The organism is Photobacterium profundum (assembly GCF_003026285.1).
GTDB classification, from domain to species: Bacteria; Pseudomonadota; Gammaproteobacteria; order Enterobacterales; family Vibrionaceae; genus Photobacterium; species Photobacterium profundum.
The window spans coordinates 47,844-60,779 of sequence record NZ_PYOD01000014.1; the positions used below are offsets into that span (position 1 = coordinate 47,844).

Annotated in this window: 12 protein-coding genes; 6 read left to right on the plus strand and 6 right to left on the minus strand. The window is 39.0% G+C overall.

Annotation, left to right across the window (positions count from 1 at the left end; translation table 11 throughout):
- The first annotated feature begins 249 nt into the window (after positions 1–249).
- Together C9J48_RS21850 and C9J48_RS21855 are read left to right on the plus strand one after the other, a co-directional pair.
- Positions 250–936, plus strand: a complete 687-nt coding sequence (locus C9J48_RS21850; protein ID WP_006230169.1) for a hypothetical protein — start codon at positions 250–252, stop codon at positions 934–936.
- A 118-nt stretch (positions 937–1,054) separates the two neighbouring features.
- The gene (locus C9J48_RS21855; RefSeq protein WP_006230168.1) at positions 1,055–1,372 is read left to right on the plus strand and encodes a cupin domain-containing protein; all 318 of its coding nucleotides are present in this window, start codon (positions 1,055–1,057) and stop codon (positions 1,370–1,372) included.
- Between the two features lie 79 nt (positions 1,373–1,451).
- On the opposite strand, the gene C9J48_RS21860 is transcribed toward C9J48_RS21855, so the two are convergent.
- Both C9J48_RS21860 and C9J48_RS21865 read right to left on the minus strand, forming a co-directional pair.
- Positions 1,452–4,466 carry an efflux RND transporter permease subunit gene (locus tag C9J48_RS21860; RefSeq protein WP_006230167.1) on the minus strand — a complete coding sequence of 1,005 codons (3,015 nt, stop codon included), beginning with the start codon at positions 4,464–4,466 and terminating at the stop codon, positions 1,452–1,454.
- A 13-nt stretch (positions 4,467–4,479) separates the two neighbouring features.
- Positions 4,480–5,277 carry an efflux RND transporter periplasmic adaptor subunit gene (locus C9J48_RS21865; protein WP_006230166.1) on the minus strand — a complete coding sequence of 266 codons (798 nt, stop codon included), beginning with the start codon at positions 5,275–5,277 and terminating at the stop codon, positions 4,480–4,482.
- Positions 5,278–5,462: 185 nt separating this feature from the next.
- Between C9J48_RS21865 and C9J48_RS21870 the strand changes: the two genes are divergently transcribed.
- Complete coding sequence (locus C9J48_RS21870; protein WP_006230165.1) at positions 5,463–6,143, plus strand: response regulator transcription factor; 681 nt, start codon at positions 5,463–5,465, stop codon at positions 6,141–6,143.
- Positions 6,144–7,415 carry a sensor histidine kinase gene (locus C9J48_RS21875; RefSeq protein WP_006230164.1) on the plus strand — a complete coding sequence of 424 codons (1,272 nt, stop codon included), beginning with the start codon at positions 6,144–6,146 and terminating at the stop codon, positions 7,413–7,415.
- A gap of 152 nt (positions 7,416–7,567) precedes the next feature.
- Here C9J48_RS21875 and C9J48_RS21880 read toward each other — a convergent pair whose 3' ends face one another.
- Positions 7,568–7,816, minus strand: coding sequence for a hypothetical protein (locus C9J48_RS21880; protein ID WP_036802741.1), 249 nt, complete (start codon positions 7,814–7,816; stop codon positions 7,568–7,570).
- A 402-nt stretch (positions 7,817–8,218) separates the two neighbouring features.
- Here C9J48_RS21880 and C9J48_RS21885 point away from each other — a divergent pair, with 402 nt between their 5' ends.
- Both C9J48_RS21885 and C9J48_RS21890 read left to right on the plus strand, forming a co-directional pair.
- Positions 8,219–8,503, plus strand: coding sequence for a hypothetical protein (locus tag C9J48_RS21885; protein ID WP_006230162.1), 285 nt, complete (start codon positions 8,219–8,221; stop codon positions 8,501–8,503).
- 294 nt (positions 8,504–8,797) lie between these two features.
- Positions 8,798–9,673 carry a VirK/YbjX family protein gene (locus C9J48_RS21890; protein WP_036802737.1) on the plus strand — a complete coding sequence of 292 codons (876 nt, stop codon included), beginning with the start codon at positions 8,798–8,800 and terminating at the stop codon, positions 9,671–9,673.
- Between the two features lie 96 nt (positions 9,674–9,769).
- Here the strand turns inward: C9J48_RS21890 and C9J48_RS21895 are convergent, their stop codons facing one another.
- From C9J48_RS21895 to C9J48_RS21905, 3 genes are all read right to left on the minus strand, one after another.
- Positions 9,770–11,122 carry an endonuclease/exonuclease/phosphatase family protein gene (locus C9J48_RS21895; protein ID WP_006230160.1) on the minus strand — a complete coding sequence of 451 codons (1,353 nt, stop codon included), beginning with the start codon at positions 11,120–11,122 and terminating at the stop codon, positions 9,770–9,772.
- A 302-nt stretch (positions 11,123–11,424) separates the two neighbouring features.
- Positions 11,425–12,111 carry a ChrR family anti-sigma-E factor gene (locus C9J48_RS21900; protein WP_006230159.1) on the minus strand — a complete coding sequence of 229 codons (687 nt, stop codon included), beginning with the start codon at positions 12,109–12,111 and terminating at the stop codon, positions 11,425–11,427.
- The gene (locus C9J48_RS21905; protein WP_006230158.1) at positions 12,104–12,673 is read right to left on the minus strand and encodes a sigma-70 family RNA polymerase sigma factor; all 570 of its coding nucleotides are present in this window, start codon (positions 12,671–12,673) and stop codon (positions 12,104–12,106) included. Before C9J48_RS21905 ends, C9J48_RS21900 begins: the two co-directional genes overlap by 8 nt.
- Positions 12,674–12,936 lie beyond the last annotated feature (263 nt).

Sequence of the window (12,936 nt, forward strand, 5' to 3'; positions counted from 1 at the left end):
AGTGTGAGGTAGACTAAATGTCTCAGACGGTGGAACTATTAATTATGAGACATTAGGGTTTAAATGATTTTTAAAAACCTGAACAATTAATTATCACTTAGCGCCGATTTACATTGTTTTACAGAGATTTGCGATATTATGATGACATAAAGGTATCATCTTGCTGATAGTATTAGAGTTATCATATGGATATATACCGTAATACTTATTGGTATGTAATTCTAAAGAATTCAAGAGGAAGAGAACAACATGTCAACTAACGTGGGATCGACAAACATGATGTCATCATGGAAAGTGGCATTAGTGCTTGGTATTGTATTGGGCTTTGTTTTGGCTACTGCTGTATGGAATCGTAATCCAGGACCAACGAAAGCTGAGTACGATACCCTGACTCAAAAAAATGTAGAATTACAGCAAGAAAAAGAGGCTCAACAAGCACAATTTGAGCAATTTGAAACAAAGAAATCATTAGAGCTAGAGCAAGTTATCTCTCAGCTAGAGCAGAAGAGCACTGAATTAGTACAGCAAAAGACTGATTATGAAGCCCAAATTGCTGAACTAAATAAAAAGCAAAAGAAGCTATCCGTTACTCAGAAAAAACTGGATACCAAAGTGGTTGAGCTTAAAACAACGGCTAAAAAGCAACAAGTTGTTCTCACTAACTCGAAAGAGCTTTATCAACAACAATTACAATTACAAAAACAAGTCGTTACTGCCAAATCAGATGTTGATAAAGCAAAGGCTACAGCTAAAAAATTCAAACAAGCTTGTGATGAATTTAAATCAGGCACCAGTTGGAATTGGGTATCGCAAGCCGATTGTGATAAATATGAAAAAAAACTTGATCTTGTTGATGCAGAGGAAGCAAAAGTCACTGCGCTTGAGGCTGAGCTAGAGCAACTAAATTCTAAAATTGAGATAGATTTACCTAAGTAATCGTTTTGTGTATCACTAATTTTTCAAGCGGGTAAGGTTGAAATATACTTACCCGTTTTTGTATTTGTAATTTCGTTTTAATGGAATAGAGATCAATAGAGAAAGGAAGAATGCCACGATGGGAAGCCTACTAACTGATATACCCTCCACTTTACCCTCGGAAATTTTTCAAGACCTTGTTAAAACCGATAGCGTTAGAATTGAACGTATTATTTCGAAAGGGCACAGTACCCCCGATTCCGATTGGTATGATCAAACAGAAAACGAGTGGGTGCTGGTTGTGAAAGGAGAAGCCAAAATTCTCTTCGAAAAAGGAATGAAAGAGCAACACCTAAAAGAAGGTGACTACGTGAATATTCTAGCTCATCAACGTCATAAAGTGAGTTGGATACATCCAACGGAAGAAACAATTTGGCTAGCTGTTTTCTATTCTTAATTATCGGGTGAATGATAGCCCATTCTGAAGAGTGAGTTGCCAACGGAAAGGGCTAGTTAATTAACGTGAGATATAAATCCTAATTACTTGTCGACATTTTTTGACCAAAGAATGTCAAATACAGGCATGGAATAACAATAAGAACAACGGGTAGTGAAAACAGTAACCCATAACCGAGTGTTAAAGACATGGGTCCCATATACACATCGGTTCCACCCAAGCCATATGCGAGTGGTAGTAGACCGACAACTGTTGTTAGAGATGTAAGAAGGATCGGTCTTAAACGATTTGCCGATGCTTCCATTATGGCGTGCAAGGTGTCTTTTCCTTCACTAAGCAGCTCATTGATCCGGTTAATCAACACCAGCGAGTTATTCACAACAACCCCCGTCATACCAAGCACGCCAATCAGAGCGAACAGAGATATTGGCTGCATGTGAACAAACAATGCCATTAACGCTGCGATTACCGCGAATGGAATAACCACCATGATCAATAATGGCTGCAATAGTGAGTTAAACATTATAGCCAGCACAAAGTAGATACCAACGATTGCAGCTGGAAAGGCGACGACAAATCCGCTCATAGTTTCGTTAGTACTTTCTGCTTCGCCACCAATTTCAATAGATACCTGTAAGGGTAATTTACTTTGTAGCTCAGTAAGCATGGTTTCACTTAATGCCACTGAACTGAGTGTCTCATCGGTTATCTGGGCTGTTACAGTAACTTCACGATCGCCGTTGTAATGTTGGATTAAACGCGGAGCTTCAATATGTTCCACTTTAGCAAGGCGGCTTAGTGGTACTTGTACACCATCTGCGGTGTAGATCTTCGTTGTGGCGAGCCTTTCAATGGTTCGATAATCTTCTTTTAGAATGACACGCAAGTCTATTTCTTGATCACCAATCCATGTTGACGTTACCGTGTCACCTTCAAAAGCAATGCGCAATGTTGATGCTAAATCAGCTACGGTAAGGTTATAACGTGCTAACCATTCATATTGAGGAATGACCTGTAACTGAGGATCTTTTAATGCCTCGTTATGAGTAACTTTACCTAGCCCTTGTTGTGTATTCAGCCAGTTAGTTACTAACGATACTGCGTCATTACGTTCTTGCTGTGTACCATTCATCACTCGCACTTCAACAGGTTCTCCGGGAGGAGGGCCACCAGCATCGACAGATAACTTTACAAATGACAGCTCTTTTACATTTTTAAGCTTATTGTTCAGATCTTTGATGATCGCATCTGCTGTGCGATCGCGGCTTTCAAAGTTAGTTAATACAATTAAACCCGTGCTTACAGGACTACTGTAAGTGAGCTCATAACTGTTGAGTTCATTTTTAGGCAGTGCGGTAATCGTTTCTTCAAGTAGAGCATGCGCTTCACGCACTTTATTCAGTGGCGTACCGGGCTGAACTTCTGTGTAGACTTCAATGTACTTTGCCGACTCTGATGGAAAGATATCAAGCTTCAGATTGGCCACTAACCCAACACCGACTGCAAGCATAATAACGGCAATCACTAATACGCTTTTTTTAAACTGTAAGCATCGTGTGAGTAAGTTAGTATAAGCATTAGTTATTGATTGAAAGTAGTCCGATGTTGTGGGTTTCGCTTCTGTTTTATTAAGTGAATTTGCAAGGTGAGCGGGCAGGGTATACGTACACTCAGCCAAAGAAAATAACAACGCAACAATAACAGTAATAGGAATCACAACAATCGCTTTGCCCATGGTGCCGGGAATAAAGAACATGGGAATGAAGACCAAAGCAGTCGTTGTTAAGCTGGCAATAATGGGTTTAATGACTTTTTGCGTACCAATAATCGCAGCTTCCAGTGCGCTCTTACCACTCTCTTTTTCTTGATAGATACTTTCGGCAACAATTACTGAATCATCTACGATTATGCCTATCACCAGTAACAATGCTGCCAACGTTATGCTATCAAGGTTCATTCCAAGTATTGGCAGAGTGGCCATTACCCCAAGTACACAGAATGGAATAGAAACGGATACCCAGAAAGCGATTTGGCGTTTCAAAATCATACTTAATACAGCTAATACGAGTATAAGACCGATGCCACCATTGGTTGATACAATAGAAAACTTGTCACTCATGTCATCGGCTAGATTGAGTCCGTAGCTGAAAGAGAAGGTATCACCGATGCGAGACTTTTCGTTTTCAATCAGTGTTTTTATATTATCGACAGTTGTAATAATATCGGCGTTTGAACCCTTAGTGATGCTGAATAGGATGGCAGACTCACCATTGATGACACCTTCTTGAGAGGCTTTTTCAAAGGTATCGATGACTTCAGCAATATCTGCTAATCGAATAAGCCCACCAGTAGGAAGCACTTTGATTACTGTTTGTGCTAATTCCTCAACAGACTTAACTTGCGTCATGGTGACAATTTTTTGGTCGCTGTTCCAAGATTCAACCATCCCGCCAGATAATGACAAATTACGGTTATTAACCGCATAGATCACTTCATCAAAGGTTAATTTATAACGACTAACTTTGATCGGGTCGATTTCAATCCAGAATTCACGTTCATTGAATCCTGTCATGCTGACGGTTCCTACTCCCGATATGCTTTTAAGCGTCTTCTCTAACTGACGGGAATAAGATTGTAGTTCACTATAATCGCCTTGGTGACTTACCCCAAACGTGAGAACTTCAAAAGAAGCTGTACCACGTTGCACTACAAGTGGCGGGTTAGTAACGTCTTTCGGCAGTCCATTTACGCGATCAACTGCTTGTTGGATATCACGTAACACTTTTGCCGTATCTGTAGATTCATCCATTTCAATAGAGATAGCAGATAAACCATCAGAAGATTGCGAGGTAAACTTTCGGATTCCTTCGACAGATTTGATCTCTTTCTCGATCAAATTGGTAATATTGACTTCCACATCTTGCGCGGTGGCGCCAGGATATTGAGTGGTAATATCAACTTCTTCAAATGCAATATCAGGTAATTCTTGGAGTTTGAGTGTGCTGAGTGAAGCAATACCCACCATTAACACCATGGTGGTTATTATACGCGCAAGAAAACTACGCTGAGCAAAATAAGCAATAAAGCCATTCATTATGAAATACCAATTATTTATCTGATTGTGTAATAGAAGGAGTTAATCTCGATACTTGAGTCGAGGCATGAATCGACATTCCCGGTTTGAAAACATGTTCTGGGTTTTTAATTTCAACCTCTATAGGATAAGCAAAGCTTTCAGGATCGATCTCAACCCCAATCCGTTTGATGCTTGAACGTACTTTTAATTGAGGGTTGGCTTCTGACCATACTTCGACTTCTTGACCCACATATAGCTCCCCAATATCAAATTCACTGGCAAGAAGACGCACGTTGAGTACATCAATATTCACAATTTGGTAGAGCAAATCTCCTTGATTCACCCATGCACCGTTTTCAACAGAACGGCTTACCACGTAGCCATTGATTGCCGAGTCAATTTGGGTACTTTTCAGATCAAGTTGCGCTTTTTTTAACTCAATGTTTGCTAGCGCCACATTGGCTGTTGCACTGTCATAATCTGCTGCAGAAATGTCGAGCTCATTTTGCGATAAGCTGTTCTTTTTACGCAGCTCTTGGTAACGACCATACAGTGATTTTTTTATTTTAAGATCGGCTTGTGCTAGATCGAGGTTGGCTTTTTGTTTACTTACCTCAAGTTCAAAATCTTGTGCTTTAATCGTGGCAAGAATGGTACCTAATTTAATCTGTTCGCCTGTTTCAATACCGACAGACTCGACAGTACCATTTATTTCAGAGACTACATTAAGGGGGTTCTTACTTTTTGTATGCCCTATAAGATCTAAGGCCATTACTGGCTGCGAAAGTAATGCGCCAAATAAACCTAAGGTCAGTAGATTCTTTTTCATTGTTGGGTTCTCATTATATTAATTGACCCTAGTGTGCGAAAAAGAATGTCGAGTTTTTGTCGAATGCTATACAACAAAAATGCGACATAAAAGTACTACACAATAAATATGAAGTGATTCGACATTAATTTGACAAAAAATTGCTAGGATAGTGAAAGGTAATAATGCAGTGCGAAAGGTCGGCGATGCTAAAGAATAAACAGGTTTTAGTTGTTGAAGATAATGAGGAACTACAAGGAATTCTTGCAGACTTTCTTGAAGTAAAAGGTGCTGATGTCGATTTTGCCGATAACGGAGAATTAGGGCTTAAATTAGCGCTCGAAAATGACTTTGACGCCATTATTCTTGATGTAATGATGCCTAAAAAAGACGGTATGCAAGTCGCGAAAGAGCTCAGAGAGAATGGCTGTACAACACCAATTTTAATGCTAACGGCACTCAATGGTCGTGAAGATCTGTTAAAAGGGTTTGAACGGGGTATAGACGACTTTGTCACTAAACCGTTTAATTTTCCAGAGCTCGAAGTGCGGTTAAGTGCATTAATTAAGCGTTATCGTGGCGACGTGGCAAACTCGCATCTTGAGTTTGGTTCGCTCACTATTGATCAGCGTTCTCATAAAGTAACGCGAGAAGGGCATCAGTTACTCGTTACCCCTGTTATGTATCAAATCTTAGTTAAGCTAACAAAAGTAGCCCCAGAAATGGTTTCTCGTGATGTACTGATCCATGAGGTATGGGGAGAAGATGCACCCGACAAAGATATTTTGCGTAGTCATATTTATTTACTGCGTAATGTATTAGATAAGCCTTTTAAAAAACCGATGTTAATTACAGTGCCGAAATTTGGTTTTAGGTTGGAAGGATAAATGAAATGGCTTAGAACATTGATGTTTCGGAAACCATTGGGCAATTCGATTGATGATGTTAAATCAAGATTGATCTTTGTGTTCTCGGTGATTGCGTTAACGTCTTCTTCGTTGGTGTTCTTCTCTTTTTCACTGCACTTAATACTCAATGAAAATACCCAAATAGAACGCCACTTGATGTCATTTGAAAGTATTGCACAAGATCATTTTACCTTGGTAAAGGATGATTTCTCCCTGCTTGGTCCTTATGTTAGAGCCTATTATAGCGAAGCAGCATTAGATAAAGAACTCAAAAGCCTATTGCCTTATGAAGAGGGGATTGTTACTCGCTTTCGTACCTTTAGTGAAGACGGATTCATGGTGTATTACGCGCCCTTTGTTGAGCCGTCGGGCATACGCGTTCCTCTTTACTTGGTGGTAGGCACCCGAGGCATGGATTTTGGTGACGATAGCTGGGGCATATTAATGTTAATTTCATTTGGATTAATGGCTTTCCTCATTGCATTTCTACGCTTTTCTCTTCGCCGAGTTTTTGATGGTTTAATGTCTCCTGTTTTAGAATTAAGCCAGCAATTAACTGCGAACAAAGAAGAAGATTTTCATGTATCAGAACGTTCAATTGATGAAATTAAAGCGCTTAAACATCACTTAAATATGTATAAACAGATGAAAGAGCGGTTAGCAAAGCAAGAGATGATGTTTGCAAAGTATGCTAGCCATGAGTTAAAAACACCAATCGCGGTAGTGCTTGGGGCTGCGAATCTTCAAGCGATGAAAGACGAACCTGATTTTCAGAGCAAACAAAGAAAACGGATTTTAATTGCAGCAAATAACATGCATGCAACGGTGGAAGTGCTGCTAAGTATTGTGAAGCAAGAAAATGTGCGAGATGCGCATCAATTACGCCCGATAAGTTCGCAAGATATTAGTCTCGATAAATACTATAAAAAGCTGAATACGGGGGTACAGCTTCTGCTTTCGGTTGAACTTGACACGCAAATTAACATGTCGCCAGCTGTGCTTGATATGGTCTTAAAAAACCTTCTGAATAATGCCATTCGTTTCACCGAAAAAGGTAAAATTGAGGTTGTGATAACCAGTAATAACATAAAGGTTATTGATTCAGGCTGTGGGCTTAATGAAGAGGTAGATACTGAACATGGGCTTGGGTTGTTAATAGTGAAGCGATTATGTGATAGCTATGGCTGGACGTTCTCATTAACTGAAAACCCAAGTGAAGGGTGTTGCGCCGAATTAAACCTATCTACTTGAATTAAATCTATCTAGTTGAATTAATAGTTAAGTGCCGTAAAACTTTAACGAATAGATTCTATTGTTCATAAAAAACGCCATCAGTTACTGGAATAGTAATAATTGATGGCGTTTTTAATAAAAGATGGATCTGATTCTAAGGTAAGAAAGTCTTAGTGCTTACGCTGTGAACCATTACGAACAAGCTCTTTACCATTTTCGTAAACATCTTGAGTAACCCAGCGTGCCAAAATCAGTTTCTGGCTATTATCGAATACTGCAACGAAAGGGCGGCCATCAGTGTTATTGGTTGCCATACCAACACCTGCAACGTCTTTTAAACCCAGACCACCATTTTCAATCGACAGTAGAAAACGCTCTAGTTCTTCTAGGTTATCAATTACATCATGTTCATTATTCATTTGTTCGGTACTCATTTTATTTAGCTAATCCACCGACTTTATACAGCATAGGTGCTGTTTCGCCATTTAATGACGTAGAAAGCAGGCAGTTTTAATTTGCTTGAACCATTACCTCTGAAAAAGAGGTATTCATGCCTCTAAAGGTAATGTTTTGCGTACTTTACAGGTGATAGGCGATGATTGGAACCATGTTTGTAGAGACTGCTGCAAAATATATCACTGCATCAAGTCGTTATTCTGGCGGTACAAACTCAGAATGTGAAGCGCTTATCATCCATACTGAGAAGAGGAATCGATGAGCTATTTATTGAGATTAATAAAAGTGCATAAGCTTGATCAAAATACGAATGCTTAGTGTAAAGAATAGGGTTAAGCATCAGGTTTGTACACTAAGGAGAAATGATGAAAACTCTACTTGTTGTTGCACTATTCGTCGGTATGCCATTTTCAGCCCATGCTGTTAATTGTACCACCTATGGATCTGGCTCTATGAAACAGACCCATTGCAGTGATGGGTCAACCCACACTAAGTACGAAAGTCCATCCAAAAAAGTGGATACAAAGAAAAAAGAGGGCTTTGTTAGTAACCAAAAATCGAGCACCAAGTTTGAGACAAGAACAGATTCACAAGGTAACCGTAAGTCTGCCACTTGTCGTACTGTCGGTAAGACTACGTATTGTGATTGATGGTTGTTTATAAAGCTTATAAAAGTTATCTCGGTAATTATAAATCCACAGTGCGATAATGGAATCTTAGTTTACAGTGTTTTTTTAGAATGGGATGATTATTTATTCCAACAAAATACATCACCAATTAACTCACCTAATTGGCTGATTTTAATGTGTTTATTTTTAATTGGTGATGTAATTATATAAGTTTCATTCTAAAATATTAATTTAAATTGATTTACATTATTGTTTTGAACGCTGTTCTATTGTGTGTATAATCTTTTTTTTACGTAGTCACCATGATTTTTTACCATGAATATAATTAGTATGGCTCTTGAAGCCAATAGTCATAAAAATAGCGGAAAGAAAAAAGCTATAGTTAAGTTCATCACTCGAGCTTTATTACATTATCCCTATATAAAAAAAATGGATGAGAATTTTGCTTATGATGAACGTAAAATGCTCTTTAAAAAGCAGCCAAATTTCGTAACTAAATGCATTACTCCTTATTTACGTAACGGTTTAAGTAAACAAGAAATTATTGATATCTTAATCAAGCACTATGACTGGTTTGAATACAAATTCTCAGCTGATGCTCGTCATAAAATATATGATGACGTACTAACCCTTTATAAACTGGAAATTGATGAGCAAGATTACTTAATTAACCTAAGCTTTGATAGAAATTCAAGAAAAGAGGGGGAGCTTACACTTACGCTTACAGATTCAAAATATAATAAATATTACGTGCTTGCGTTTACCGTTGTCGACAATGACATTTATATTGGTTGTATGCAAGGTGGCGCTAACGATAATGGTTTCAGTAAATTATTCACCAAAACAATTTATGGTTTACGTCCCAAATCATTCATGGTTGAAACATTACGTTTACTCGCTGCTAATTTGAACATCAATCATATTTATGCCGTAAAAAATTCAGCACATATATATACAGCTAAACGTTATGGAAAAAAGAGCAAAACGATTAACCTTGATTATGATCGTCTATGGAAAGAGCATAATGGTGAGTCCCATAATGATTATTTCTATGCGCTGCCTATTAAATCTGAACGCAAAGCTATGGAAGATATCAAGCGTCCAAAGCGTAAAATGTATCGTGAGCGCTATGCTTGGGTAGATAACTACGACAAAGAGCTGAAGAGTACGCTTGATTGTATCTGTAATTAAAAAAGCGGCATTCTTTAGATCATCGGTTTTCTTCTGAGAAAAAATGGCAATATATTTTATCGTATTGCCATTCTTCGTATTAATTACTGCTAGGCATTAGAACTGAGTTTTGATCCAAACCATACGGTGGTCTGAAGATACAGATTTACCATCGCCGTACTGGCCGATACGAGTATCGTTGAACAGCTTACGACCTTCTTCGTAAGACGCAGACCAGTAAACGCCACTATCAACCACATTTAAGTTTGCAGATGGGATTGCATAATCTACGCCAAGGCCAAATGTCGACGAGATACGATTTGGTTTTGGGTGAGTCAATGATTTGTCTGCTGCGTGCTCTGAAGCCCCGTTGCTGCTAGGGTACAATTCACCGTTCATCACCTCCTGGTTTACCAGTGGATCATCATGAAGTGTTTGCATCACATCACTTATACCATCACCTGCAATTGGATCTAGGTTTTGGTCACCCATGATCACGAACTTAGCGTTATCAGCTAACCCACCATTTAGGCCTGCATCATCGTAGAAGAATTCTTTACCTTGAATATATTGATTCCAGAATTTAACTTCTGCAGCATTTTGAGCTTTGTTTTTACCTGTATCGAATACTGGCGGAGTAGGGTGAGACATCAGAAGGTGAACAACTTCTTCACCATTCTCTGTTGGAATGATGATCGGTGCATCTACGTGGTTCTTCGAAGAAAGGCGAACTTGTTCCCACTCTTCTGCGGAATACCACTCATCACCACATTTCATGCCTGTAGGTATAGGGTTCTTTGGATCGTTACAATTAGTGATGGTCGGAATTTGTGCACCTTCGAGATCTTTCCATTTAAATGTTTGGAAAGAACGTGTGTTATCAGTATCAATCTCGTACTGTGACATCAACGCGAACGCATATTGGCCATGATACTTACCGAAACCCCAATCGTCGCCTAGACCTCCAATCGTACCGTTATTATCTAAATCAAGACCGCTGGCTAGACCCGTATTTGTTGAGTAAGACTCAAGGTGAGGGAATGTAATTGGTTCAAGATTCGCTTCACCACCAGCGCCATCGATGCTTTGAGCTATAGATAAGTAATTATCTTGGAATCCAATCAGTGCAGCCTTGTTTTCACCAGTACCATCGTTGTTGTATTCAGCCATCATAAGAACATTAGGACGATTTTTCTGGATAACAGCAGCAACATTACGAATCTGAATTACTTTTTCAGCTGTCTGTTTGTCAACATCAGCAATTGTACCGTCTAAGTATGTTGTTACGAGTTGTTCTTGTTTTGCTGGTACAATTTGCATCTCGGCAACAAGATCTTCGAATGTATTACGGTCAAATGAAAGGTTATAAGTCGCTATTTTTACCTCTGTTGGTTGAACGTAATCAGTATCGTTACAACCAGCAAGAAGAGCAGCACTAACAACTAAAGCAAGGGTGGAAAACTTTTTCATTGGGATGGCGTACCATTTAGAGTAATTGCGCAAATGATACATGATACACTAAAAAACCAGTGTGATTACAGTCACATATAGTTGGCATCTATTTCATTGTTTGTCTTTATTATGCGATCCATGTTGTATTTTAATTTGGGCTAATAGTAAATATCCCTACAGGGAATAATTTGTTTTTTGATTGAATTCGTATATTCAAATTACGGTGTCTTTGCTTTACTTGTCACTACAGTTATTAACGCATTATCTCTATTGTTGCTTAGGTCAATCCCTGTAGTGATCAAGTAGAACTATTCTCAGCTTTATCTGAAAAATAATTGGCTAAATGGATTCAGTAACGTCGCCATCCCAGATGTAAAATGCAATGGTGCATCTAGCAAGGTTAAGCACAGGCAGTCTTGCCCTACTTGGGTTCTTGGCGAGTGCTGATGCTCATCCGTTTGAACAATAAAATCGCCAGGGCCGTAGCTTGCATTTTCATCAACAAATTTACCTGACAAAACCAAGGTAATTTCTTGTCCCTGATGGGTGTGCTCTGGCAAGCTGCTATCAGGCTCCATATAAATGAAATTCATCTTGCTTTTACCACCAGTTGAAACAGGGGCTCGCTGTATTTTACCCGGAAGTCGGCTCCATGTTCCTATTTCTTCGTTGTGTCTCTGTAAAGCCCTTGGCAGAAGAAATTCTTTGTTATCTAGCTTGAGTACACCTGCACGAAGGTCTGGCTCTACCTCTAACTCTAACGTTAGTGGTTCTACTGGCTGAGTAAGTATTTGGCTTAACATAGCGGTAAGATCACTGGTTAAAGGCTCTGCCGGTATCGATTCTAATATTTGTGTATTGCTAGTTTCAATTTCATTTATACGTTGGCGGCAACCGCTGCAGTATTCAAGATGGGCACTCATCATAATACTGAAGGCAGGATCAAGATCGCCATCGGCATAGCGTGCCAGAGTATCATCGCTAGGATGAAAGTGAATGTTACTCATCCAACGCCTCCTTCATTTTTTGTAATGCTAATCGTAAACGACTTTTCACTGTTCCTATTGGCACCCCCAGAGCTTCTGAAGCCTCTTGGTGTGTCAGCCCTTGTAAGCAAATCATTCTCACGACAGCGGCCTGTGCTGGAGGTAATTCCTCTATTAGCTCCTGCAATTCTTGTTTAACTATCGGTTCAAATTCTTTTGGTAACTTATCTGTGTCTCGCTCTTCACTGAGTATTGGCCATAAATCATCGCCTTGTACCCAGTCTTGATGGTGCTTTGTGCGTCTTAATAAATCGAATTTTGCGTTGCGCGCAACAGAGTATATCCATGTCATCGCTGCGCCTTTAGATGAATTATAGAGATGCGCTTTTAACCATACTTTAAGCATGGTCTCCTGAACAACTTCTAAAGCCATTGATTCATCCCTGAGTTGCTTTCGGGAAAAATTTAGTAGCCTTGGGGCAACATGTACAAATAGTTGCTCGTAACTTTTCTTGCAGCGTGAGTCAGCAATATTAAACAGCAAGTCTGCAATATCAATAGCTGCTAAAACGTCCTTAGTCATAAGCTCCTTAGTGTTGCTGTATTGAGTAAGTCGAATTGAGTTTTCCATCATTACCCTAGAAGCATGGATTTAATATCTATCTAACGCAACTTCTCGGTATAAAGATCATTGTGTCACATGTTTTTAAGCAGGTAACTGCTTAAAAATATCATTAAATATTGATTATTAATATTTTTTTAATTATTTCAGATATTTAGTTTTGCTGAGATTCTTATCAAGGTCTATAAATGTAGTAAGAGTGATCGTTTATCTGCTTAGTTAAG

Excerpts from the sequence above, each read along its gene's own strand:
- C9J48_RS21850 (WP_006230169.1), top strand. The coding sequence starts at position 250 with ATGTCAACTAACGTGGGATCGACAAACATGATGTCATCATGGAAAGTG.
- C9J48_RS21855 (WP_006230168.1), top strand. The coding sequence starts at position 1,055 with ATGGGAAGCCTACTAACTGATATACCCTCCACTTTACCCTCGGAAATT.
- C9J48_RS21860 (WP_006230167.1), bottom strand. The coding sequence starts at position 4,466 with ATGAATGGCTTTATTGCTTATTTTGCTCAGCGTAGTTTTCTTGCGCGT.
- C9J48_RS21865 (WP_006230166.1), bottom strand. The coding sequence starts at position 5,277 with ATGAAAAAGAATCTACTGACCTTAGGTTTATTTGGCGCATTACTTTCG.
- C9J48_RS21870 (WP_006230165.1), top strand. The coding sequence starts at position 5,463 with ATGCTAAAGAATAAACAGGTTTTAGTTGTTGAAGATAATGAGGAACTA.
- C9J48_RS21875 (WP_006230164.1), top strand. The coding sequence starts at position 6,144 with ATGAAATGGCTTAGAACATTGATGTTTCGGAAACCATTGGGCAATTCG.
- C9J48_RS21880 (WP_036802741.1), bottom strand. The coding sequence starts at position 7,816 with ATGAATAATGAACATGATGTAATTGATAACCTAGAAGAACTAGAGCGT.
- C9J48_RS21885 (WP_006230162.1), top strand. The coding sequence starts at position 8,219 with ATGAAAACTCTACTTGTTGTTGCACTATTCGTCGGTATGCCATTTTCA.
- C9J48_RS21890 (WP_036802737.1), top strand. The coding sequence starts at position 8,798 with ATGAATATAATTAGTATGGCTCTTGAAGCCAATAGTCATAAAAATAGC.
- C9J48_RS21895 (WP_006230160.1), bottom strand. The coding sequence starts at position 11,122 with ATGAAAAAGTTTTCCACCCTTGCTTTAGTTGTTAGTGCTGCTCTTCTT.
- C9J48_RS21900 (WP_006230159.1), bottom strand. The coding sequence starts at position 12,111 with ATGAGTAACATTCACTTTCATCCTAGCGATGATACTCTGGCACGCTAT.
- C9J48_RS21905 (WP_006230158.1), bottom strand. The coding sequence starts at position 12,673 with ATGACTAAGGACGTTTTAGCAGCTATTGATATTGCAGACTTGCTGTTT.